The organism is Shewanella algae (assembly GCF_009183365.2).
Lineage (GTDB): Bacteria > Pseudomonadota > Gammaproteobacteria > Enterobacterales > Shewanellaceae > Shewanella > Shewanella algae.
Map to the genome: position 1 here is coordinate 1,168,275 of NZ_CP068230.1, position 21,962 is coordinate 1,190,236.

The following is a 21,962-nucleotide window of genomic DNA, read 5'->3' on the forward strand; positions in this document are numbered from 1 at the left end:
GGAAGTGCTGGCTTGTTTCAAATTATGATCCCTTCTCGGACGCGTTTTTGGCCGGCTTGGCCGAGATCCAGAGCCTGATACTGCCCTTGACCACCAGGATATCATTGCTGTCATAGGCGAGCACCTCGACATCGAGATCCCCCGGCTGCCAGGCATTGGCATCAACCTTGGCCACACAGCGGATATCGCTGCCGGCCTTGGCGGTGTAATCCAGCGTCATGCCCTTGGGGATCCAGCGTAGATGAGGTGGTATTGAAGCCTCGGCCATGACTCCCATCGCCATTTCTAGGCCGTTGCAGATGGCAATGACATGTACTGTACCTATGTGATTCTCCACTGCGCGGCGTTTACGCAGCAGGCATTCACAGTAGTTGGGCTCCAACTGACTGATTATCGGCTTGATACTGCCAAAGTAGGGCGCCATCCGGCTGACCAGCAAGGAGAATATCTTATTGCCAAAGGGCAGGCGCTTGCATTTGTGATACAAGTTCAGGGTCGAATTGGCGGTTTTACTCATAGTGATTCCTTGTGGGTATTCCTTGTGGGTATTCCTTGTTGATGTTCTTTGTTGGTATAGGGTAATGTTTTTGTTATTACTCTGGTCGGATGAGTGTGTATGCTGACGAGCGCTTTGGCAAGAGCCAAGAGGCAAGAGCTAAAAGGAAAGAGCCAAGAGCATTGGTTAAGATGAGCGAGGGTCACGCCAATCTGATCTGGGGCTGAACAGATAGAATAAAATGGCGTGGCAGTAACTGGGGGCTGTGCTTAAATGACGCTTTCTTCTGGAAGGTGCAAATGGTGAACCCTTTGCAAGTGCAAGAATCACTTCCTTGGACAATCCAACTTCAATCAGGATTGGTATAATCCGCGAGAATTATCAAAACAGTAGTAAGGAAACCTAGTGAAATTTCTGTTGACCTACCTCAAGGGGCTGGCCATGGGGGCCGCCGATGTGGTGCCCGGCGTTTCCGGGGGAACCATAGCCTTTATTACCGGCATCTATGACACCCTGCTGGAAAGTATTCGCCGTATCAATCCCAGTCTTTGGGGCATTATACGCCGCGACGGGATCAAGGCGGCGTTTGCACATATCAATGGCGCCTTTTTGTTGAGTCTGTTGGCGGGGATCCTCAGTAGTATTCTGAGTCTGGCCAAGCTTATCTCTTACCTGCTGGCACATCATCCTATTCCTGTATGGTCATTCTTTTTCGGGCTGATCCTTATCTCTGTGGTGCATATGTTGCGCCAGGTCAAGGGCGGTTTTTCACTGCCACGGCTACTGATTTTTGCACTGGGAGTGGCCTTTGCCTGGGGCATTACCGTGCTGAGCCCGGTTGAGTTGGAGGCCAGCTACTTTAATATTTTTGTTGGCGGTGCCATTGCCATATGCGCCATGATACTGCCAGGGATATCCGGCAGCTTTATCCTCTTGCTATTGGGTCTGTATCCGGCTGTGCTGGCGGCGGCCAAGAATATCCAGTTGGATATTCTCGGCTGTTTTGCTGTCGGTGCCGTGATAGGTATCCTGAGTTTCAGCCATCTGCTGTCTGCTTTGCTGCGGCGCTTTCACGATGCCACCCTTATCTTCCTTACCGGGCTTATGCTGGGGACGCTGGGCAAGATCTGGCCCTGGAAACAGACGCTGAGCTGGCGCACCAATTCCCATGGTGAGCAGGTACCCCTGGTGCAGCAAAACCTGTCTCCCTTTGACTTTGAGCAACTGACACAGCAGCCGCATCAGTTGGGGTTGGCGCTCTTGTGTGCCGCCGCCGGAATTGGCCTGGTACTCCTGGTTGAGCGCCTGGGGGCCGACAAGCAATAATTTCAGGCGCTAGCGCCCTGCAGTGAAAGGTATCAATGACAGAAAACGGGAGCTCAAGGCTCCCGTTTTTTATCTCCCTTCGAATCTCTCTTAAATGCCTTTGCGTTACAGGTTTCATTCAAGATGGGTCTTGCTTCGCCAGCGGATAGCCCAGGCTTGCTGGGCTTGACTCCTTTTAAGGTCTTGTATGGCTTGCCAGGCAAGTCGGTTCCTCTTTGCTAAAAAAAATATTGTACAAAAACTTGATCCTTGTACAGGTGTGTGCCTTAATCTACTACAAGGTTATACAAGGATTCTCAATATGTACAAGTTTGAGCCGCAGCGAATTCAACTGGGTATCAGTGCCTGCCTGTTGGGGCAGCAGGTGCGTTTTGACGGTGGTCATAAGAATTCTGTCTATTGCCAGCAGGAGCTTAGGCAGCATTTTGACTTTGTGCCAGTCTGTCCTGAGATGGCGATAGGTATGGGCGCGCCACGCAAGAGCATACGTCAGGTGCGCCGCGGTGATGAGATCCGGATCCAGAGCCGTGATGCCAGCTTGGATGTAACCGAGAGCCTGCAAAGTTTCAGTGAGCAAAAAGTCGCTGAATTGGGATTTTTAAGTGGCTATCTGCTTTGTGCCAAATCACCTACCTGCGGCATGGAACGGGTCACTGTCTACAAGGAAGGCAGTGATCAGGGGAATCGCAGCGGCATAGGTGTGTTCGCCAAGGCCCTGATGCAACGCTGGCCACAACTGCCGGTTGAAGAAGAGGGGCGCTTGAACGATTTGGTGATCAGGGAAAACTTTTTCACCCGGGTGTATGCCTTCCACGACTGGCAGTGTCTGCTGCACTCCGGCTTGAGCCTGCATAAATTGACCCAATTTCATGCCAGATACAAATACCTCTTGTTGGCTCACAGTCCGGCTCATTATCGCCAACTTGGCCCCTTGCTGGCTGACGGTGGTGAAGACTTGCAGGAAACTGCCCGGCGTTACTTTGAAGGCTTTATGGAGGCGCTGAAAAACAAGGCCAGTCGCCGCAATCACACCAGCGCGCTGCAGCATATTCAGGGCTATTTCAAACAAAAACTGACCAAGGCACAGAAGGCTGAGCTCAGTCAGGCGATAGATGAATATCGTCAGGGGCTGCAACCTCTGTTGGTGCCGCTGACATTGATTAAACATTACTTGAGGGAGCATCCGCAGCCGTATATTGCGGCCCAGGTTTATCTCAACCCTCATCCACAGGAGTTAAAACTGCGTTATGCCTACTGATAACATTGCCAACCTTTCCATCGGCGAAGTCGCCAGACTGACCGGGGTGAATCCTGTCACCTTGCGCGCCTGGCAGCGACGGTTTGGACTGGTTATCCCGCAGCGCACCCCCAAGGGCCATAGACTCTACACTCAGGAGCAGGTTCAGCAGATCCGTGAAATCCTCTCCTGGCTTGAGCAGGGCGTGGCCATCAGCAAGGTCAAGCCACTGCTCAGTGGCCAGACAGAAAAACAGCTGCAGCAAGAAAATGAAGACGACGACTGGCTGAAGTTCAGCAGCAGTCTCACCGAGGCGGCACTTTCTCTCAGTAGTGCCCGCTTTGGCCGCTTGCTGGATGAATTCAGTGCCCTCTATCCCATCGCCCTGTGTTGTCGGCGCCTGCGCCATTGGTTGCAAGTTTTGGACACCCAGCTCGATGAACGCCTCGACGGAGCGCTTGTCCGCAGTTGGCTCGAAAGCCGTCTGGCTCACTATGTCGGCGCCCGTAGCGAGCAGTTGCTGCGCCAGAAACCCCGCTGGCAACTTCTTTATCTGCCGCTTGGCAAGCAGCCGGCATGGAGTGAGATCTTGCTGCAACTGGAGCTTATCACCCGGGGTGTCAGCCTGTTGCCGCTCAATATAGAGGAGCCTTTGGAAGGCCAGGGGCTGCAACTCTTGGCACACAGGCTGCCGCTGCAGGGACTCTTGTTGCTGCCGCCTTCCCAGTTGCCCGGCAGCAGTGTCAAAGCCCTGTTCCAGCTGGCGAGTGCTTTGGATTATCCGCTGATCTTGAGCGGGGATTATGTGGCGGCTCATGCCAATGCCTTTGAGCACTATGCCAAGGAACTGGCTATGACTGAAAAAGGGGGCAAGAAGGACCGGGAGCCCGTCAAGAGTCCTGTGCTTTGCAGCAGCAATGCCGCCATATTGGCACTGCTGGCGCAGGCCGAGTCCGCCTCAAAACAACCGGAGGACAAGTAACATGTCCCAGTCTTTGCCCAATCATGTGCCTTCCCGTGAAAAGGCCTGTGTTGCCATCTGGTTTCGCAGCGATCTGCGCACTTCAGATAACCAGGCTCTGTGGCTGGCGTGCGAAGCGGCAAGGGCCCAAGATCTGCCGCTGCGGGGTTTTTATATTGAGACTCCAGCGCAGTGGCAGCAGCACTCTGTTGGTCCCATGCAACTCGATTTCATCGAACGCAGCGTCAATCAACTGCAACGGGCGTTGGCATCTTTGGGGATAGCTTTTGATTTACTGCACTGTGACGATTTCTCTTTGGTGAATGCCACTGTCGAGGCGTATTGCCAACGCCAGGGCGTTAAGCAGATTTTTGCCGGGCGCGAGGTGGAGATTAACGAGCAGCGCCGGGATCAGGCGCTGGCGCAGCTTACCAGGACTATAGGGGTAGGCCTGCAGTTTACCGATGAGCACTGTTTGCTGCCGCCAGGGAGCGTTTGTACCCAAGGCGGCGAAATGTATCGGGTATTTACCCCCTTCTTTCGCCGCTGGCGTGAGCTGCTGGGAAGAGAGGCGATAACGCCGCTGCCGGTACCTGCGCCTCTGGCCCCGGCTTTACCCGAACCCGCAGAGCTGAGTTTTAAGGTCAGCAATCAAGGCAGTAAACAAGACAGCCATCACTGGCCAGTGGGTGAAGGGGCGGCCAGGCAGCGGCTCGATAGTTTTATTGCCAATCAGCTTGCCGATTACGGCCAGGAGCGGGATTTCCCGGCGCTCGATGGCACCAGTTGCCTGTCGCCCTATCTGGCGTTTGGTATTCTCAGCCCGCGGCAATGTGTGGCGGCGTTGCTCAATCGCTTCCCCGAGGCTATGGCAGAGGACAATAGTCCGGGTCGCAGCTGGCTGGCTGAGCTGGCCTGGCGCGAGTTTTACCGCCATCTGCTGCACGCCTGGCCCCAGCTGTGTATGGGCCGCAACTTCAACGTGCTCGGCGATGACATAGTCTGGCGGAACGACCCGCAAGAGTTTGCCGCCTGGTGCGAGGGCCGCACCGGTTATCCGCTGGTGGATGCCGCCATGCGTCAGCTAAACCAGACCGGCTGGATGCACAATCGGCTGCGAATGGTGACCGCCAGCTTCCTCACCAAACACCTATTGGTGGACTGGCGTTGGGGCGAGCAGTATTTTCGCCGCACCCTGATAGATGGCGACCTGGCGGCCAATAACGGCGGCTGGCAGTGGTCTGCCGGCACCGGCTGTGATGCCCAGCCCTATTTCAGGATCTTCAACCCCATGAGCCAGAGCGAAAAGTTCGACCCCGACGCCAGTTTTATCCGCCGTTATCTGCCTGAACTGGCGCACTGGCCGCTTAAGCAGATACACCATCCGGGCACAGCTGCATCGTCCCGCTTCACCGAGCCGAGTCTGTTTGCCACTGCGGCTTATCCGCCACCGATAGTCGAGCACAGCGCGGCGCGGCAAAGGGCGTTGACCGCCCTGGCCGTGTTGAAAAAGTCTGCCTGAACTCAGTTCATTAGCCGAGGGATTATCATGACCAGCCACTCAGTCACTGCGGACATAGCACCCGCTTCACTGCCGGCATCGCCGCAGTCTCAGGAGATTATTCAGGCATTTATTGCCTTGTATCAATCCCTGGGCCCCGAGCAATTGCCCACATTGCGCCATAGGCTGCAGGCCGTCTACGCGCCTGAGATCTGTTTTTGCGATCCCATGCACCGACTGGAGGGGCTTGAGCAACTGGAACAGTATTTTGCCGGTTTGTATCGCAACCTGACCGAAATCGCCTTTGAGATCACTGATGTCTTGCCCGCCGGTGATCAGGCCGCCATCAGTTGGCAGATGAAGTATTGTCACCCCAAGTTGAACCGGGGTCAGAGTATCAGCGTCGATGGTATCAGCCTCATCAAGTTTGGCGACAAAATCCATTACCACAGGGATTATCTGGATCTGGGGCAGATGCTCTATGAACAGTTGCCACTGCTGGGCTCAGTGGTGCGCATGGTCAAGGGCAGGGCAAGCCGATGAAGACGGTATTGATCACGGGTGCCAGCTCAGGGATAGGTGCCGAGCTCGCCAGACAATATGCCGCCGCCGGTTGGCGGGTCTTGGCCTGTGGCCGTAATGAACAAGCTCTGGCCGACCTCGAAGGCTGCGAGCCTTTGAGGTTCGATGTCACAGACAGAGACTCGGTGCTTAAGCTTGGCAGCAAGCTCAAACTGGAGTTAGGCCAAGCCGATGGTGTGGATCTGCTGCTGCTCAACGCCGGTACCTGTGAGTACATAGACGAGGCCATGGCCTTTGACAGCGCCCTGTTTGAGCGGGTTATCCGCACCAATCTGTTGGCTGTGGGCTATTGCCTGGAAGCCTTTATGCCTTTGCTTGCCCGTGGCAGCCAACTGGCGCTGATGAGCTCAAGCGTTGTGATGCTGCCTTTCCCGCGGGCGGAGGCCTATGGCGCCTCCAAGGCCGGGATCAGTTACCTGGCGCAGAGCTTGCGGCTCGATCTGGCCCACAAGGGAATAGACGTCAGCGAAATTCGCCCTGGTTTTGTTAAAACGCCGCTCACCGACAAAAATGACTTCGCCATGCCGATGCGGATCTCCGCCGATAAAGCCGCCAACACCATCATCCAAGCCCTGGCCGCCAGACGGCGCCTGATTGCCTTTCCCGGGCGCTTTATCTGGCTGCTGACTCTGCTGAGCTGGCTGCCCCGCAGTTGGCTGGCCGCCGCCCTTGGTAAACCCTCTGCAAAAAACGGGAGCCCAGTATGACAGTTTCAACCGGCAACAAGCCGCGCATCGCCATAGTCGGTTCGGGGATCTCCTCGCTCACTTGTGGTTATCTGTTGTCGCAGCAGTATGAGGTGACGTTGTTTGAAGCCGCCGATTATCTGGGCGGTCATACGGCCACTGTGGATGTTGAGCTTGGCGGCAAACCCTACGCCATAGACACAGGGTTTATTGTATTCAACGACCGCACCTATCCCAGGTTTCAGGCCTTGATGGCCCGGGTCGGTATCAAGGCGCTGGCGACCGAGATGAGCTTCTCGGTGCAAAACCTTGTCAGCGGTCTTGAATACAACGGCCATAGCCTGGCGACCCTGTTTGCGCAAAAGCGCAACCTGCTGAGTCCGATTTTCTGGGGGTTCCTGAGGGAGATTTTGGCCTTCAACAGCCGCTGCAAAGCCTTGTATCAAAGCGGTCGTTACCCGGCGGTGACACTGGGTGAATTTCTCGAACAGCAGGGGTTCTCCGACTTCTTCTGTCAACACTATATCCTGCCGATGGGCGCCGCTATCTGGTCGTCCAGTATTCAGGATATGCGCGCCTTCTCGCTGCCTTTCTTTATCCGTTTCTTTGAACATCATGGACTGTTGGCCGTCAGCAATCGGCCGCAGTGGTATGTGCTCGAAGGCGGCTCCCGCAGTTACATTCCGGCGCTCAGCGCGCCCTTTGCCGAGTGGGTGCATCTCAACTCGCCTGTAGAACAAATCCGCCGCCAAGCGGGGAGCGTGCAGCTCAGAGTCAAGGATAGCTGGCATGAGTTCGATCAGGTGATCCTCGGCTGCCACAGCGATCAGGCGCTGGCCATGCTCGGTGACGCCAGTGAGCTGGAGCGGGAGATACTCTCCAGGCTTAAATACCAGGATAACCAGGTGACCTTGCATACAGACACCTCGTTGCTGCCGAAGCACCGCGCCGCCTGGGCCAGTTGGAATTATCGTCTCGATGGCGATGCCAGCCGTCCCGCCTGCGTAACCTATAACATGAATATTTTGCAGCGCCTGCCAAAGTCTGCGCCGGATTTTTTGGTGACCCTGAATCAGGATGAGGCGATAGCCAAGGACAAGGTGCTCAAACGCTTTGTCTATGCTCACCCGGTATTCAATGAACAGAGCCAGGCGGCGCAGCAACGCCGCAGCGAGATCTGCGGCCAAGACCGTATCCATTTTGTCGGCGCCTACTGGTACAACGGCTTTCATGAAGACGGGGTGCGCAGCGCCCTGGATGTTTGTGAAAGGTTCGGGGTAAGCCTATGAAACCTGAAACGGGTATCTACCTCGGCAGCGTCAGCCACTTGAGGCTAACACCGGTAAGACACTGTTTTCGCTATCCCTTTGCCCTGATGCTGCTGGACTTGGATGACTTGCCAAGGCTTTCGTCCCTGAGCGGCTTGTTTGGTGAATCCCCTTGGTCTGCGCTGCGTTTTCGGCAGCAGGATTATCTCAAGGCGGCTTCAGAATCGAATACTGCCACCTCGCTGAAACAGCGGGTGCTGGATAAGGTGATTGCCCTCGGCGGCGAGGCCGGCTGCGACAGTGTGCTGTTCGCCGGGCAACTGCGCCACTTTGGACTCTATTTCAGCCCGGTCAACTTTTTCTACTGCTTTCAAGGTGATGAGTATAAATACCTGTTGGCTGAGGTGAGCAATACCCCTTGGAATGAGCGTCACTGTTATCTGGTGTCGGCCGAGGCGCCGGCACTTGGCGACAAGTGCTTCCATGTATCGCCTTTTATGTCGCTGGATTATCGCTATCGCTGGCATATTCCGGCGCCGGCAGAGCGGCTCGATTTGCGGATCAGCAATCTGCCCGGCAAGGGGGACGTGGCAGGGCCGACACCCGAGTCGCAAAAGGCCAGCTTCGATGCGGTATTAAGCCTCAAACGCCGTCCCTTCAATGGTCGTGAGCTCAGGCGTTATCTGTGGGGCTTTCCCTTGATGAGCCTGAAAATTCTTTGGCTCATCTATTGGCAAGCGCTGCGTTTGTGGCTTAAGCGGGTGCCCTTTGTGCCATACGAGCGCAAGCCTCAGGGCGGCACGGACTGATGCTAAGGAAGGTGCGAACAAGTCCCATGTGTACTCTGCGTCGGCTTACGGGCTTGGATGCAAGGCGTGGTTCGCAGCAAATGGCCCTAGTCCTTTGCAAGAATTCCCTAAAGGTTTGGAAATTTCCCGAATGTGACAGCAAACATTGGAGAATGAGATGGAAAACACAGTAGCCAAAAACAGACAGCAGTTGGCCGCCAGCGGCAAGAGTCTATGGGCCAGAGTCATGCAACAGGCCTTGAATGCCATGGAGGGCGGTTGTCTTAAACTGCAGTTGGGGAGTGAGCAGTGGACCTTCGGCCCGCTCGATGCAGACCTGGTTGCCATAATTCGTATTCACGATGAGCGCTTTTTTCGCCAGGTGATTCTGGGCGGCTCTATCGGCGCCGGTGAAGCCTATATTCAGGGGCACTGGTCCAGTCCGGATGTTACCGCCGTGGTACGCCTGTTTGCCCGTAATCTGCCGCTGCTGGATAAGATAGAGAAACGGTTTTCCTGGTTTTCCAACACAGTTAGCCGGGTGAAACACCTGCTGCGCCGAAACTCAAAGGCAGGTTCAAAGCGCAATATTCTGGCGCACTATGATCTGGGCAATCCCTTGTATCAGGCATTTCTCGACCCTGAGCTGCTCTACTCAAGCGCCGTCTATCCCCATGAAGAGGCGCAGTTGGATGAGGCGCAGCAGTACAAGCTGCAACTGATTTGCGAGCGGCTGGATCTGCAGCCCGGCATGACTCTGCTGGAAATCGGTACCGGTTGGGGCGCCCTGGCTATCTATGCTGCCAAACACTATGGCGTCAAGGTAACCACTACCACTATTTCCGATGCCCAGTACCAATATGCCAGTGAACGGGTTGCCGCCGAAGGACTGAGTGAGCGCATTACCCTGTTGCGGCAGGATTATCGCCAGCTCAGCGGCCAGTATGACCGTTTGGTTTCAATAGAGATGATAGAGGCTGTAGGCCACGATTATCTGCCGGGCTTTTTTGCCGGACTGGATGCCCTGCTCAAGCCGAGCGGCAAGCTGTTACTGCAGGCGATCACCATTAAAGATCAACGCTATGACAGCTATCGCAAAGGGGTGGATTTTATTCAGCGCTATATTTTCCCCGGCGGCTGCCTGCCATCTGTCACCGAGATGACGCGCCACTTGCAGCGGCAAACCTCCATGACCCTCTGGTCGTTGGATGATATAGGTCTCGACTATGCACGCACCCTGAATGACTGGCATGCCAACTTCGATGACGCCAGAGAGCGGGTGCGCGAACTCGGCTATGGTGAAGATTTTGTGCGTATGTGGAAGTTTTATCTGAGTTACTGCGAGGGTGGTTTTCTTGAGCGCACCATAAGCACAGTGCAACTGACTGCGGTCAAGGACGGCTATCGTCCGCTCAGCTCAAGACAAATTGCAGGTTAGGCCATGAGACTCTCTTCACCCTGGTTTTTTCTGCTGCTCAATGCGGCCATTTTCCAGTTGGGCTGGTGGTCTTTGATCCTGTTTGCCAATCAGGCGCTGGTGTTTGCTCTCTTGCTGCTTTGTGTCCAGTTGCTGCTTGTCAATCCGGGCTACCGCTCAGCCCTCATGGCAGAGAATGCCGGGGATGAGCACAGCCAACTGGCAGGGCAAAACGTAAAGCGTACCGGATACAGCATGAAAACATTCAACGCCGTGCTTATACCGGCTGTTATCGGCATAGCCTTGGACGCCATGCTGTACCTTGGCGGAGTATTTGAGTTTGACAGTCCCTCGCGGCTTTTACCCTTGTGGCTCTGTTGCCTTTGGGGGCATTTTGCCGCGACGTTGGGGGTGAGTCTGGCCTGGCTCAGGGACTTGCCCAAATGGCAGCAGGTGCTCTTTGGCGCAGTGGGTGGCGCCGGCAGTTACCTGGCGGCATTCAGGTTGGAGGCCGTGGCTTGGCCCCTGGGACAATCGGCTACCTTTAGCTTGTTGATACTCATCTGGTCGCTGCTGCTGCCACTGTTAAGTTATTGCAATTTCAGGCTTGAATGGGGCGCAAATCGCCCAACCAAAGGATTTCTCTGACGGAGACCGGCAATGAAACGATTCATCAAGGGTGTAAACAAGGGAGCAAAGCAAGTCGGTAAGCTGCATAACCCAGGCTTTGCCGGGCTGCTGATGATACTGCTTGGCCTACCCACTCAGGGATGGGCAGACAATTTACAGATTCAAGCACAGCAGACTCAAGCGCAGCAGGCTCAAGCGCAGAGCCAAGTGCAGACATCTGAGCCCAAAGCTGCCCAGGTCGAGCCATCAAAGGCGGAGCTTGCCAGCTTTCGGGAAGTGGGCCGCGGTGAAATGGACTGGTGGTTTATAACCCTTTATCGGGCCAGGTTGCTGACGCCGGATGGTAGTTACCAGCCCAATAGCTTCCCGCAGCAGCTGGAAATTCAGTATTACCGGGATATCCCCGCCTCGCGACTCCTGGAGGCCACCAAACACCAGTGGCTGCACTTGGGATACGACAGAGAGCAGATATCCGCTTGGTTGGCGCTGCTTGAAGGGCTCTGGCCGGATGTGGAGCAGGGTGACAGATTGAGCTTTGTGGCAAACGGGCCGCAGCAGGGATACTTTCTGTTCAACGACAAGCCGTTAGCCGCGATTGCCATAGATGAGAGCGCTTCGAGCGAGCATAAGCGTTTTGCCGGCGCCTTTTTGGCGATTTGGTTGTCAGAGCGCAGCAGTCAGCCGCAGCTGAGAGCTCAGTTGATAGGAGAGCAGGCATGCAAATGTTAATGAGCAGGTTTATCGGTTTCACCAAGGTTTGGTTGTTACTTCTGATGCTTGGACTGAGCGGTTGCGGCAGTGTCGATATTCATGACTATAGCGCCAGCGAACCTAAGTTGGATCTGCAGCAATTCTTTAACGGGGAGCTGCAGGCTTCAGGCATGGTGGAAGATTACAGCGGCCAGGTGGTGCGCCGTTTCAATGTCCGGATGACGGGCAGTTGGCAGGGGAATCAGGGTGTGTTGCAGGAGTGGTTTGAGTATGACGATGGTGAGCTTGCCGAGCGAACCTGGCACATTACCAAGCTTGCCGATGGCCGCTACCAGGGCAGAGCCGAGGATATTCTGGGGGTGGCAGAAGGGCAAGCAGAGGGCTTTGCCCTGCGCTGGCGCTACGACATGCTGCTGAAGCTCGATAGCGGCGAGTATCAAGTGCATTTCGACGACTGGATGTATCAAACGGCGCCGGACACCATAATCAACCGTAGCGAGATCCGCAAATGGGGCCTAACGGTGGGGGAGGTGACTCTGGTGATCCGTAGGTTGGAAGACAAGTAGCAGAGCGACGATTAATCGTATGGCATGACTAACGCTGAGTCTCAGCCTGGGTTAAGCTTAGATCTGTTTAAATGGTAACAGTCTATCAACACAGGTTTAAATAACGATGAACAAAAAATCCGCTGTACTGCCATGGGTTTCAATGGGCTTATTGGCACTGGTATCCCTTGGCGGTTGCTCGAGTGGTATTGATTTCAGTTTTAAAGCGCCCGAGGAGGAGCGGGTGGACCCCAATCTCCCCGCCGAAGATCCCATGGCACAGGATAACCAGAGGATCATAGATGATGCGCGCCGGGAAGGTAAAATCGACCCTCAAGTGTTTCCCGCTAAACGCTGATCAGCCTAGTTGTTTGCTGTTGTCGCTCTGCTTGCGGTCATAGTATTCGAAGGGAAATAGGTTGCGCAGGCGCTGAATATTGGCATCTCCGGCATTGGCGCTGATGTGCAGCCGCACTTCACCACTGCGTTCGGCGCGTACTGTACAGGTGAGTTTCTCTTTCTTGACCAAGGCGCGGCATTCGCGTTCAAACCTCTCCGGGATCTTACCCTTGTGGGAGGTCATACGACCGTCCTTGAAATGCATTTCAAATATTGTCACCCCTTTTTTGTTAGTGAAAACCAGTTTGTAGATAAGCACTAACGCCAGGGCGATAAAGAATATTTTTAACATAGTGGCCATAGTGAGACTCCTTGTTTCACCAAGAGTGAATACTGTTATCCGGGTGTTATCTTATATCCTCAGTTATACCTGCAAGCGGTAGCGTTTGACAGTGCATCCAAGGCGGATTTTTGTGATAAGGCTAAAAGGACTGGCAAATTGGCTATCCTTGGTTATTATTTGTTCAGGAATATCTGTTTTACCACAAGCCAAGATCAAGGATGAAGCCATGTACCTTTCCAATGCCGAGCGCTGGGCGCAAATCTGTGACAAACAAGTGGAACTGATGGGAAAGCTCAGTGAGCAGTTTCCCGAGCGGCGAAAACAACTGCAACACCTCACCCATAGCTGGCAAGACGTCAAACAACAGGTGCGTCAGGGCGATACCCCTCACATACCGCCACTGCGTTGAGAACTGAATCAATTTATACAAAAGAGCCGCTCAGGGAGCGGCTCTTTTACTTTTGGTTGGTGGGAGGAAGATGGGGCTTGCCCGTGCAGGTCTGTCCTATGGCTTGCCTGGGAAGCGCAATTTTGCTGCTTAGAAAGCGTAACTGACACTCGCCAGCACAGTGCCGTCATTCTGGAAGGTACCACTGCTGATCTCGGCATCCGAATCTATATCTGTGTCCAACCAGGCCACAGACAGACCAAAACCGGCAATCTCAGTAGAGACACCTATGGAGTAATCCAGATACTTGCCCATATCGTCATCGGGCGCATCGCCGAAGTTGTAACCCAGGTGCAGATCCAGGCTCCAGTTTTCGGCAAACTCATAACTATAGTTCAGCTCGGCATAGTGATAGTCCAGATCTGAACCCGCATAGTCATTGGTGTACCAGTAGGCAGCCCTAAAATCACTGAACTCCAGGCCGAAAGAGATTTCGTTGTAGTCCTGAGAGACATTGTCGCCCGGGTACATATAGCGCAGCAGGGTAATGTCATAGGCCAGGTTGTCGTTGATTTCACCGGCGTAACCCAGGTAGACATCCAGTTCGAAATCGGCACCCACCTGATCCTCTTTGGGAGTACCATCTTCATCGAATTCCACATTACTGGCCCAGGCCCCGACGAAGAAACCCGAGTCGTGACTCCAGTCCAGCCCGCCCTGAACGGCAAAATCACCGGCGGTTTGTGACACGGCCCTAAAGCGGTAGTCATTGGTCACGGCTATCTCGCCGCTGACTTCGGCCATGGCAGAGGTTGAGGTTATGGCGCCGCCAAGCAGCAGTGCCCATAGCAGAGGGTTGGATCTTCTTATCACTTGGTTCACAAGCATTTCTCCCTTCTTTGGTTTGCCGGCCCCGTCCGGGAAGATTCCGGCGCGGCCTGGTTTATGCCAAACAACAGCAGCTATGCTGAGACCTCATGGCGGTTTTGTTTTTATCTGTTGGATTCAAACACCACATAGAGCTTGCGGCAGGGAACCGTTACCTGCCAGCTGCCGCGAAACCCGGCCGGGATAACAAACCTGTCGCCCGGGCCAACTTCGAGACGATTTCCCTGCTCATCGCTGATGACACTGTTACCCTCGAGGATTTCGCAATACTCGTGCTCAGTGTAGTCAACTTTCCAAGCACCTGTTTCGCTTTGCCAAATTCCGGTATGAAACTGCTCACAGGGGCTGGAGTAATGGTTCTCCAGCCGTTGGCGCGGCGCGTCCTGCAGACGCTTTTCCTCGGCGATGGAGTATTCACTTATCTCGGGAGTATTACGCGCCAGTACTCTGATATTGTTGATGTGCATCAGGCTCTCCCTCTCTCCCTATTTCATGGTCGGCATGATGAAATCGGCACTCAGCTGTTTGGGCCAGCGGGCGGTAACGGCTTTGCGCCGGGTGTAGAAGCGAACTCCATCCGGGCCGTGCATATGCAGTGGGCCAAACAGCGAGCGTTTCCAACCGCCGAAACTGTGAAATGCCATGGGCACAGGGATAGGCACATTGACCCCCACCATGCCGACTTGCACCGAGTGGCAAAAGTCGCGCGCCAGCTCGCCGCTCTGGGTAAAGATGGCGGTGCCGTTGCCGAACTCATGTTGATTGATAAGAGCCAGCGCCGAGTCATAGTCGGCCACCCTGACTATGCAAAGCACAGGGCCGAAGATCTCTTCCCGGTAAATCTGCATCTCGGGGGTTACGCCATCGAACAGGGTCGCACCGAGAAAGAAACCTTCGCTGTCTGCCAAGGTATTGCGGCCATCTACCAGGCAAACTGCGCCCTGCTGTATACCGCTGTCTATATAGCTGCAGACCTTGTCCAGATGCGCGCGGGAGATAAGCGGCCCCATTTCCATACCCGGCTCCAGGCCGTTACCTACCTTGAGCGCGGCTATCTTGGGTTGCAGTTTTTCTATCAGGGCATCGGCCACATCAGCAACCGCCAGTACCACGGAAATAGCCATACAGCGCTCGCCGGCAGAGCCATAGGCCGCACCCATCAGGGCGTTGCTGGCCAGTTCCAGATCGGCATCCGGCATCAGCAGCATGTGGTTCTTGGCGCCGCCGAGTGCCTGCACCCGCTTGCCGTGGGCCGATGCCTTACTGTAGATATACTCGGCGACAGGCGTTGAACCGACAAAGGAGATGGCCTGAACATCCTGATGGCAGAGCAGGGTATCTACCGCCAGCTTGTCGCCGTTGATAACATTGAAAACCCCATCCGGCAGCCCGGCCTGGGTCAACAGCTCGGCAATTCTGAGTACCGGCGCCGGATTCTTTTCCGATGGCTTCATCACAAAGGTATTGCCGCAGGCGATGGCAATCGGGAACATCCACATGGGAACCATCACAGGGAAATTGAACGGCGAAATGCCGGCAACCACCCCGAGCGGTTGATTGATGCTCCAGGCATCGACGCCAGTGCCAACCTGCTCCGTGTGTTCCCCCTTGAGAAGATGGGGAATGCCGCAGGCAAACTCCACCACTTCCAGCCCTCGAACCAGCTCGCCCCTGGCATCCTCAAGCACTTTGCCGTGTTGCAGGCAGATAAGCTCGGCCAGTTCATCCATGTGGGCTTCTACCAGGGCTTTGAAGCGAAACAGTACCCGTGCCCGGTTAAGGGGCGATACCTTTGACCAAGCGTCAAAAGCCTGCTTGGCCGAGTCTATCGCCCGTTCTGTATCTGCCTTAGAGGCGAGGGCGACTCTGGCTTGCTCTTCGCCGTTGGCTGGGTTGAAAATGGGCAGTGAAGCCTGAGCCTGGCTGCCATCTGTCTCATGTCCATCTATATAGTGGCTGTAAATACGCATAACTATCCTGTGTGCTTCAGTCGACGGTTTGGATGGCGTCGGCCAGGGTGGAAATCAGTTGATCTATTTGGGACTCTTCAACTATCAGTGGTGGTGAGAGGGCGATGATGTCGGCGGTGGCCCGTACCAGCGCACCTTGCCAGAAACAGCGCTCGAAAATCTGATAGCCACGTTTGCCTACACCTTGCGGGCTGGGGGCCAGTTGAATGCCACCCACCAGGCCGGTATTGCGAATATCGATGACATTGGGCAGCCCCTTGAGACTGTGCAGCGCCTGCTCAAAATAGGGCGCCAGCGTTGTAGTGCGCTCAAACAGCTTTTCGTCACGGTAGATATCCAGGGTGGCCAGTGCCGCCGCGGCCGCAACCGGATGCCCTGAATAGGTATAGCCGTGAAAGAACTCGATCATCGTCTCAGGGCCCTGCATACAGGCATCGTGAATCGCTTGCTGCACAAACACCGCGCCCATAGGGATGGCGCCATTGTTGAGCGCCTTGGCCGTGGTCATTATGTCCGGAGTCACATCCCAGTGGTTGCTGGCAAAAGCGCCGCCCACCCGGCCAAAACCTGTGATTACCTCATCGAATATCAGCAAGATGCCGTATTTTTGAGTGATCTCCCGAAGGCGCTTGAGATAGCCCTTGGGAGGCAATATTACCCCGGCCGAACCTGACATGGGCTCGACGATAACGGCGGCGATATTCTCTGCGCCATGCAGGGCAATCAGCCCCTCGAGCGCCTCGGCCTTGTCGGCGCCATGCTCGGGCAAGCCGCGGCTGAAGGCGTTGGCTTCCATATCAAGAGTGTGGGGCAGATGATCGATGCCGCCGAGGAGTTGCGGGCTGAAACCTTTGCGGTTATTGCCAATTCCGCCCACCGAAATACCGCCAAACCCCACACCGTGATAGCCCAGCTCACGGCCGATAAAACGGCTGCGGCTCGGCTCGCCATTGGCTCTGTGGTAACACAGCGCCAGCTTGAGTGCGGTGTCGACCGACTCTGAGCCCGAGTTGGTAAAGAAGATACGGTTCATGCCGGGCGGGGCGATTTCACTGAGGCGCTCGGCCAACTCGAATGCCAACGGATGACCCATCTGAAAACTGGGGGCATAGTCCATTTCGCGGATCTGACGGCTGACCGCCTCACTGATCTCCGCCCGGCCATGGCCGGCATTACAGCACCAAAGACCTGCAGTGCCGTCCAGCACCTGACGGCCATCGACATCCCGGTAATACATGCCTTCGGCCGAAGCCAGTAGCCTGGGAGTCTGCTTGAATTGACGGTTGGCACTGAAAGGCATCCAGTAATGCTCGAGATTGCCCTGTGTTTTCGCCTGTTGTTTTAGCTCTGCCATAAGCATTAACCTTAGTGTTGCGGGCTTGTTAATGGTGATTGATATTTCGCTATGCTATGTCAGAAATAATGAACATGGAAGGCCTGTGTGCAATTATTTATGCCAAAAAATCTATTTTTGTAAAATATATTGAATTTATGCCGTGCTCGAGGCTAATCTGGAGCGACCCGAATAACTCGCGATGGCTGCACGAGTTGGCCGCGATAGGCCTACTGAGGTAGTGGAATGCCCGCTTGCAAGCAGATGAGAGGATTTATGAGTACACCGCAAACCCGTCAGCAATGGCAGCAGTTGGCTGCGCAATTGCAGATCTGTGGCCAGGCCTTTATCCATGGAGAGTATTGTGCAGCCGTATCCGGCGAGACCTTCGATTGCATCAGCCCTGTGGATGGCAACAAGCTTGCCGCCGTAGCCAGTTGCGATCTGGCCGATGCCGAGGCGGCGGTGGCCAGTGCCAGAGCCAGTTTTGAATCCGGAGTCTGGTCGCGAATGGCGCCGGTAGAGCGCAAAAAGGTGATGATACGCTTTGCCGATTTGCTGGAGGCGCATAGTGATGAGCTGGCCTTGCTGGAAACCCTGGATATGGGCAAGCCTATCCGTTTTTCCAAGTCGGTGGATGTGACCAATGCCGCCAGGGCCTTGCGTTGGTCCGGCGAAGCGGTTGACAAGATTTACGACGAGATAGCGCCCACCGCTGACAATGAAATCGGCATGATCACCCGTGAGCCTGTCGGGGTAGTGGCCGCGATTGTGCCATGGAACTTCCCTTTGCTGATGGCCTGCTGGAAGCTGGGGCCAGCGCTGGCCAGCGGTAACTCTGTCATCCTCAAACCCTCGGAAAAATCCCCTTTGACGGCGATTCGTATGGCTGCCATTGCCTTGGAAGCCGGGATCCCGCCTGGAGTGCTCAATGTATTGCCCGGTTTTGGTCATACAGTTGGCAAGGCGCTGGCGCTGCATATGGATGTCGATACCCTGGTGTTTACCGGCTCCACCAAGATAGCCAAGCAACTGATGGTCTACGCCGGTCAGTCCAATATGAAACGTGTGTGGTTGGAGGCCGGTGGTAAGAGCCCCCACATAGTCTTTAACGATTGCCCGGATCTCAAGGCGGCGGCGCAGGCGGCAGCTTCGGCCATCGCCTTCAACCAGGGCGAAGTTTGCACCGCAGGTTCGCGCCTGCTGGTGGAGTCCGGGGTCAAGGAACAACTGATAGCGCTCATTATCGACGAGCTCAAATCCTGGCAGCCGGGGCATCCGCTGGATCCGGATACCGTCAGTGGCGCGGTGGTGGATCAGCAGCAGCTGCAGACTATTCTCGGTTATATCGAGGCGGGTAAGCAGCAAGGTGCTGTGCTGGCCTGTGGCGGCGAGCAACTCATGGCTGAAACCGGTGGCGTTTATGTGGCGCCGACCCTGTTCCGTGAAGTGAATAACCAGATGAGTATCGCCCGCGAGGAGATCTTCGGCCCTGTGCTGAGTGTGATTGAATTTGAGGGAATGGAGCAGGCGATAGCCATAGGCAACGATAGCATCTATGGCCTGGCGGCCGGTGTGTGGACTTCTGATCTCAGCAAGGCCCACAGAACCGCCAAGGCGCTGAGAAGCGGTATGGTGTGGATCAATCATTATGACGGCGGCGATATGACGGCGCCTTTCGGTGGTTATAAGCAGTCGGGTAACGGCCGCGATAAGTCGCTGCATGCTTTTGATAAATACACAGAAATTAAGGCGACCTGGATAGCCATTTAATCGGTTTGCTGTAATAGACAATCCCCCTGCCTTGCGGGGGGATTGTCTTTATAGAAGGCTACAGGGCTTGAGGTGTTCACGCACAGGTTCAAACAGCGCATCGAGCAGCACTTGAGTGCGGTTATCTTCGACTCGCAGCTCCAGCCAACCGTCACTGCCGAGAATTTCAAGCTGCCTGCACACGAGTTTCGGCGGTGAGGCTTGCAGTTCCCCCTTGAGGCGAAAAATCCCCTGTGGCGTATGAATGCGGCTGATATCGAAGGGAGTATTCACGACGGCCACAACGCCTTTGCTGTACTTACTTTCAAAATGGCTCCCTATTCAACATACACTTGTCTTCAAAACAGGCCTTTTCAAGACAGGCCTTGTTCAGAATAGATCCTTGAATCTATGGTACAGCATGCCTGCCGCCAGAATGGGCGAGCGCAGCGCCGGGCCACCCGGGAAGGTCATATGATCTATTGAGGCAAAGATATCGAAGCGCTCAGCCTGCTGACTGATAGCTTCTGCCAGCAGACGACCCGCCATATGGGTGGCATTGACGCCATGCCCGGCATAGGCCTGGGCGAAATAGATGTTGGGGCTATCCGGCAACCTGCCTATCTGCGGCATACGGTTGGCGCCTATCCCTATCATGCCACCCCACTGATAATCTATTTTCACGCCCTTGAGCGCCGGGAAGACTCTTTCCATATTGGGCCTGAGCGCGGCGCAAATGTCCTTGGGATCTCTGCCCGAGTAGTTGCACAGCCCGCCAAATAACAGACGGTTGTCGGCCGACAGATGAAAATAGTCCAGTGCTATGCTCATATCGGCGAAGGCCATATTCTGCGGAATAATGTCAGCGCAGAGTGCTTGCGGCAGGGGCTCGGTCGCCAGCAGATAACTGCCGGCCGGTAGCACCTTGCCGCCGATATGAGGTTCGAGTTTGGCACCTATATAGGCGTTGCCGGCCAAAATCAGATAGCGACAACGGACTTCGCCGCCCTCAGTCCTGACCCGTATCTGCTCGCCCTTGATGATTTCGGTGGCGGCGCTGTCTTCATAGATGTTAACCCCCAGGCTTCGGGCCGCACGGGCCTCGCCGAGGGCCAGATTCAAAGGGTGCAGATGGCCGCTGCCCATGTCGCTGAGCGCGCCGAGATAACGCTCAGAGCCTATGACTTCCGGCAACTGCTCCTTGGACAACAGCTTGAGCTTATGTGGGTAGCCAAGTTGCTCAAGCTCGGTAAGCTCCTGCTCAAGCTCCTGCATATGTCTTGGTTTCAGCGCCAGATCGCAGTAGCCCCAGCGCAGATCGCAATCGATTTGGTATTGCGCGATCCGTTCCCGGACGATATCGACGGCTTCAAAACCCATCTGCTTGATAGCCAGTACACCTTCTTTACCTATACTGGGCTCAAACTGTTCAATATTATGGCCAATACCGCGGATCAACTCTCCGCCATTACGCCCTGAGGCGCCCCAGCCCACTTTTTTGGCTTCCAGTATGGTGACCCCAAAGCCTCGTTCAGCCAGTTCTATGGCACTGTTGAGGCCGCTGAAGCCTGCGCCTATTACGCAGACATCTGTCTCCAAGGACTCTTCCAGCCTGGGATGCTGAAACAATTCTTTGGCGGTCGCATGGTAAAAAGAGGCGGGATAGTTGTCACTGTGAATGGGGGACTGGATTGGCATCATGGCTCCGTTCTTGTTATAAGTTTGGACTCGGCTGGTTACATCCGACGGTCGTCGCACTCTTGCCTTCAAAGTGTTCGTTTTATTTAACATGCTTTTGTCATATAATACAAAACAATTTCACCGGGACCCTGGTTGCCCTTGTGCAGAAGCCGCTGCCGACCGTGTCCTGTAACCGCCTGATAAGAGATTTTTGGGGGATTTGCGATTTGGATATAGGTGCCAGCCTCAAGGCTGTTAGAAAGATGAAAGGCCTGTCCCAGCGTGAGCTGGCTAAACGCGCCGGGGTGACCAACAGCACCATCTCTATGATAGAGAAAAACAGTGTCAGCCCTTCAGTCAGCTCACTCAAGAAAGTGCTTTCGGGGATCCCCATGTCGCTGGTGGAGTTTTTCTCCATAGGTGAAAACGGCACTACCGAGCAAAAAGTGGTGTATCGCTCCAATGAGCTTTTGGACATAGGCACTGGGCCACTGGAGTTCAAGCTTATTGGTCGGGATTATCCCAACCGTGCCATGTCTGTGATGTCGGAGACTTATCCCCCGGGAGCCGATACGGGTGAAGAGATGCTGCGCCACGAAGGGGAAGAAGCGGCGCTGGTGATTACCGGTCGCTTTGAACTGACGGTCGGTGAAGAGGTGTTTATTCTGGAGGCCGGTGACAGCTACTATTTCAATAGCGAACAACCACACAGGTTCCGAAATCCTTTCGATGAACCCTGTCATCTGGTCAGTGCCACCACTCCTGCCAACTTTTGATCTTCCATTTCCTCTGCTGATTGCGATTTGCTGCCCGTAAATTCACATCGGGCAGCATATTTGCCTGAAAGTGTAAATAATATCGACCGTATAACCCCGTGTGCACCGAATTGGTGCCCGCTGAACCAGTGTGATGCAAAGCCAATTTTTTGCCTTGTTCAAGCTTGTTTACACCTATCTCAAACACAAGGTATTTTTAAATATTCATTTAAAAATAAAAGCTTAAATAATTTTAGTTTGAGGCTGCGTTTAACAGGATATTAACCTCTTGCCTGTGCGAAAAAATCCGTGTAGTGTGTGAAAAAATGAACATTTGCTTTAGTGAATGTTCAAAACTGAGACCTG

24 protein-coding genes are annotated in these 21,962 nt (G+C 54.7%); 16 read left to right on the plus strand and 8 right to left on the minus strand.

Translation table 11 applies throughout. The features are described 5' to 3' along the window. Positions 1 to 22: 22 nt before the first annotated feature. On the minus strand, positions 23 to 517 hold the full coding sequence (locus E1N14_RS05290) for a hotdog fold domain-containing protein (protein WP_025009872.1): 495 nt from the start codon (positions 515 to 517) through the stop codon (positions 23 to 25). Positions 518 to 901: 384 nt separating this feature from the next. Between E1N14_RS05290 and E1N14_RS05295 the strand changes: the two genes are divergently transcribed. The 13 genes from E1N14_RS05295 (at position 902) to E1N14_RS05355 (ending at position 12,506) form a co-directional block, all read left to right on the plus strand. Beyond that, complete coding sequence (locus E1N14_RS05295) at positions 902 to 1,822, plus strand: polyprenyl-phosphate transporter (protein WP_025009873.1); 921 nt, start codon at positions 902 to 904, stop codon at positions 1,820 to 1,822. Positions 1,823 to 2,123: 301 nt separating this feature from the next. Further along, positions 2,124 to 3,080, plus strand: a complete 957-nt coding sequence (locus E1N14_RS05300) for a YbgA family protein (RefSeq protein WP_062793356.1) — start codon at positions 2,124 to 2,126, stop codon at positions 3,078 to 3,080. Beyond that, positions 3,070 to 4,041, plus strand: coding sequence for a MerR family transcriptional regulator (locus E1N14_RS05305; RefSeq protein WP_025009874.1), 972 nt, complete (start codon positions 3,070 to 3,072; stop codon positions 4,039 to 4,041). The genes E1N14_RS05300 and E1N14_RS05305 overlap by 11 nt, the downstream gene beginning before the upstream one ends. A 1-nt stretch (position 4,042) precedes the next feature. Beyond that, the gene (gene phrB / locus E1N14_RS05310; RefSeq protein WP_037436676.1) at positions 4,043 to 5,542 is read left to right on the plus strand and encodes a deoxyribodipyrimidine photo-lyase; all 1,500 of its coding nucleotides are present in this window, start codon (positions 4,043 to 4,045) and stop codon (positions 5,540 to 5,542) included. Positions 5,543 to 5,569: 27 nt separating this feature from the next. After that, on the plus strand, positions 5,570 to 6,064 hold the full coding sequence (locus E1N14_RS05315; protein WP_025009876.1) for a nuclear transport factor 2 family protein: 495 nt from the start codon (positions 5,570 to 5,572) through the stop codon (positions 6,062 to 6,064). Then, on the plus strand, positions 6,061 to 6,810 hold the full coding sequence (locus E1N14_RS05320) for an SDR family NAD(P)-dependent oxidoreductase (RefSeq protein ID WP_025009877.1): 750 nt from the start codon (positions 6,061 to 6,063) through the stop codon (positions 6,808 to 6,810). Before E1N14_RS05315 ends, E1N14_RS05320 begins: the two co-directional genes overlap by 4 nt. Next, positions 6,807 to 8,078, plus strand: coding sequence for an NAD(P)/FAD-dependent oxidoreductase (locus E1N14_RS05325; RefSeq protein WP_025009878.1), 1,272 nt, complete (start codon positions 6,807 to 6,809; stop codon positions 8,076 to 8,078). The genes E1N14_RS05320 and E1N14_RS05325 overlap by 4 nt, the downstream gene beginning before the upstream one ends. Beyond that, a complete protein-coding gene (locus tag E1N14_RS05330; protein WP_062793357.1) occupies positions 8,075 to 8,866 on the plus strand; it encodes a DUF1365 domain-containing protein in 792 nt (263 codons plus the stop codon). Before E1N14_RS05325 ends, E1N14_RS05330 begins: the two co-directional genes overlap by 4 nt. Positions 8,867 to 9,023: 157 nt before the next feature. After that, the gene (locus E1N14_RS05335) at positions 9,024 to 10,283 is read left to right on the plus strand and encodes an SAM-dependent methyltransferase (protein WP_062793358.1); all 1,260 of its coding nucleotides are present in this window, start codon (positions 9,024 to 9,026) and stop codon (positions 10,281 to 10,283) included. Positions 10,284 to 10,286: 3 nt separating this feature from the next. After that, on the plus strand, positions 10,287 to 10,910 hold the full coding sequence (locus tag E1N14_RS05340) for a DUF2878 domain-containing protein (RefSeq protein WP_062793359.1): 624 nt from the start codon (positions 10,287 to 10,289) through the stop codon (positions 10,908 to 10,910). A gap of 12 nt (positions 10,911 to 10,922) precedes the next feature. Further along, positions 10,923 to 11,621, plus strand: a complete 699-nt coding sequence (locus E1N14_RS05345) for a chalcone isomerase family protein (protein ID WP_025009881.1) — start codon at positions 10,923 to 10,925, stop codon at positions 11,619 to 11,621. After that, a complete protein-coding gene (locus E1N14_RS05350; RefSeq protein WP_025009882.1) occupies positions 11,609 to 12,169 on the plus strand; it encodes a DUF3833 domain-containing protein in 561 nt (186 codons plus the stop codon). The genes E1N14_RS05345 and E1N14_RS05350 overlap by 13 nt, the downstream gene beginning before the upstream one ends. Positions 12,170 to 12,275: 106 nt before the next feature. Beyond that, entirely contained in the window at positions 12,276 to 12,506 is a 231-nt protein-coding gene (locus E1N14_RS05355; RefSeq protein ID WP_025009883.1) for a hypothetical protein, read from the plus strand. Here E1N14_RS05355 and E1N14_RS05360 read toward each other — a convergent pair whose 3' ends face one another. Continuing rightward, the gene (locus E1N14_RS05360; protein ID WP_025009884.1) at positions 12,507 to 12,848 is read right to left on the minus strand and encodes a DUF3634 family protein; all 342 of its coding nucleotides are present in this window, start codon (positions 12,846 to 12,848) and stop codon (positions 12,507 to 12,509) included. A gap of 208 nt (positions 12,849 to 13,056) precedes the next feature. Between E1N14_RS05360 and E1N14_RS05365 the strand changes: the two genes are divergently transcribed. Beyond that, positions 13,057 to 13,239 carry a hypothetical protein gene (locus E1N14_RS05365; protein ID WP_025009885.1) on the plus strand — a complete coding sequence of 61 codons (183 nt, stop codon included), beginning with the start codon at positions 13,057 to 13,059 and terminating at the stop codon, positions 13,237 to 13,239. 129 nt (positions 13,240 to 13,368) lie between these two features. Here E1N14_RS05365 and E1N14_RS05370 read toward each other — a convergent pair whose 3' ends face one another. The 4 genes from E1N14_RS05370 to aptA form a co-directional block, all read right to left on the minus strand. Beyond that, positions 13,369 to 14,091 (minus strand): TorF family putative porin, encoded by a 723-nt coding sequence (locus tag E1N14_RS05370; protein WP_371873733.1) that lies wholly within the window; start codon positions 14,089 to 14,091, stop codon positions 13,369 to 13,371. Positions 14,092 to 14,210: 119 nt separating this feature from the next. Next, positions 14,211 to 14,573 carry a cupin domain-containing protein gene (locus E1N14_RS05375; RefSeq protein WP_025009887.1) on the minus strand — a complete coding sequence of 121 codons (363 nt, stop codon included), beginning with the start codon at positions 14,571 to 14,573 and terminating at the stop codon, positions 14,211 to 14,213. 18 nt (positions 14,574 to 14,591) lie between these two features. Then, positions 14,592 to 16,076: a CoA-acylating methylmalonate-semialdehyde dehydrogenase gene (locus E1N14_RS05380; protein ID WP_025009888.1), complete on the minus strand. Its 1,485-nt coding sequence runs from the start codon at positions 16,074 to 16,076 to the stop codon at positions 14,592 to 14,594. A 16-nt stretch (positions 16,077 to 16,092) separates the two neighbouring features. Further along, the gene (aptA, locus tag E1N14_RS05385) at positions 16,093 to 17,430 is read right to left on the minus strand and encodes an omega-aminotransferase AptA (protein WP_025009889.1); all 1,338 of its coding nucleotides are present in this window, start codon (positions 17,428 to 17,430) and stop codon (positions 16,093 to 16,095) included. Positions 17,431 to 17,685: 255 nt separating this feature from the next. Between aptA and E1N14_RS05390 the strand changes: the two genes are divergently transcribed. Beyond that, entirely contained in the window at positions 17,686 to 19,182 is a 1,497-nt protein-coding gene (locus tag E1N14_RS05390) for an aldehyde dehydrogenase (protein WP_025009890.1), read from the plus strand. A gap of 48 nt (positions 19,183 to 19,230) precedes the next feature. Here E1N14_RS05390 and E1N14_RS05395 read toward each other — a convergent pair whose 3' ends face one another. Together E1N14_RS05395 and E1N14_RS05400 are read right to left on the minus strand one after the other, a co-directional pair. Further along, positions 19,231 to 19,455: a hypothetical protein gene (locus E1N14_RS05395; protein WP_045283657.1), complete on the minus strand. Its 225-nt coding sequence runs from the start codon at positions 19,453 to 19,455 to the stop codon at positions 19,231 to 19,233. A gap of 96 nt (positions 19,456 to 19,551) precedes the next feature. Beyond that, positions 19,552 to 20,859, minus strand: a complete 1,308-nt coding sequence (locus tag E1N14_RS05400) for an NAD(P)/FAD-dependent oxidoreductase (RefSeq protein WP_062793369.1) — start codon at positions 20,857 to 20,859, stop codon at positions 19,552 to 19,554. Between the two features lie 209 nt (positions 20,860 to 21,068). On the opposite strand from E1N14_RS05400, the gene E1N14_RS05405 reads away from it, so the two are divergent. Next, positions 21,069 to 21,617: a cupin domain-containing protein gene (locus tag E1N14_RS05405; RefSeq protein ID WP_028780691.1), complete on the plus strand. Its 549-nt coding sequence runs from the start codon at positions 21,069 to 21,071 to the stop codon at positions 21,615 to 21,617. Positions 21,618 to 21,962: the final 345 nt, after the last annotated feature.

Coding starts and splice junctions, on each gene's coding strand:
- E1N14_RS05380 (WP_025009888.1), bottom strand. CDS start 16,076: ATGCGTATTTACAGCCACTATATAGATGGACATGAGACAGATGGCAGC.
- E1N14_RS05335 (WP_062793358.1), top strand. CDS start 9,024: ATGGAAAACACAGTAGCCAAAAACAGACAGCAGTTGGCCGCCAGCGGC.
- E1N14_RS05300 (WP_062793356.1), top strand. CDS start 2,124: ATGTACAAGTTTGAGCCGCAGCGAATTCAACTGGGTATCAGTGCCTGC.
- E1N14_RS05350 (WP_025009882.1), top strand. CDS start 11,609: ATGCAAATGTTAATGAGCAGGTTTATCGGTTTCACCAAGGTTTGGTTG.
- E1N14_RS05305 (WP_025009874.1), top strand. CDS start 3,070: ATGCCTACTGATAACATTGCCAACCTTTCCATCGGCGAAGTCGCCAGA.
- E1N14_RS05330 (WP_062793357.1), top strand. CDS start 8,075: ATGAAACCTGAAACGGGTATCTACCTCGGCAGCGTCAGCCACTTGAGG.
- E1N14_RS05340 (WP_062793359.1), top strand. CDS start 10,287: ATGAGACTCTCTTCACCCTGGTTTTTTCTGCTGCTCAATGCGGCCATT.
- E1N14_RS05390 (WP_025009890.1), top strand. CDS start 17,686: ATGAGTACACCGCAAACCCGTCAGCAATGGCAGCAGTTGGCTGCGCAA.
- aptA (WP_025009889.1), bottom strand. CDS start 17,430: ATGGCAGAGCTAAAACAACAGGCGAAAACACAGGGCAATCTCGAGCAT.
- E1N14_RS05365 (WP_025009885.1), top strand. CDS start 13,057: ATGTACCTTTCCAATGCCGAGCGCTGGGCGCAAATCTGTGACAAACAA.
- E1N14_RS05320 (WP_025009877.1), top strand. CDS start 6,061: ATGAAGACGGTATTGATCACGGGTGCCAGCTCAGGGATAGGTGCCGAG.
- E1N14_RS05360 (WP_025009884.1), bottom strand. CDS start 12,848: ATGGCCACTATGTTAAAAATATTCTTTATCGCCCTGGCGTTAGTGCTT.
- E1N14_RS05355 (WP_025009883.1), top strand. CDS start 12,276: ATGAACAAAAAATCCGCTGTACTGCCATGGGTTTCAATGGGCTTATTG.
- E1N14_RS05400 (WP_062793369.1), bottom strand. CDS start 20,859: ATGCCAATCCAGTCCCCCATTCACAGTGACAACTATCCCGCCTCTTTT.
- E1N14_RS05290 (WP_025009872.1), bottom strand. CDS start 517: ATGAGTAAAACCGCCAATTCGACCCTGAACTTGTATCACAAATGCAAG.
- E1N14_RS05375 (WP_025009887.1), bottom strand. CDS start 14,573: ATGCACATCAACAATATCAGAGTACTGGCGCGTAATACTCCCGAGATA.
- E1N14_RS05325 (WP_025009878.1), top strand. CDS start 6,807: ATGACAGTTTCAACCGGCAACAAGCCGCGCATCGCCATAGTCGGTTCG.
- phrB (WP_037436676.1), top strand. CDS start 4,043: ATGTCCCAGTCTTTGCCCAATCATGTGCCTTCCCGTGAAAAGGCCTGT.
- E1N14_RS05315 (WP_025009876.1), top strand. CDS start 5,570: ATGACCAGCCACTCAGTCACTGCGGACATAGCACCCGCTTCACTGCCG.
- E1N14_RS05345 (WP_025009881.1), top strand. CDS start 10,923: ATGAAACGATTCATCAAGGGTGTAAACAAGGGAGCAAAGCAAGTCGGT.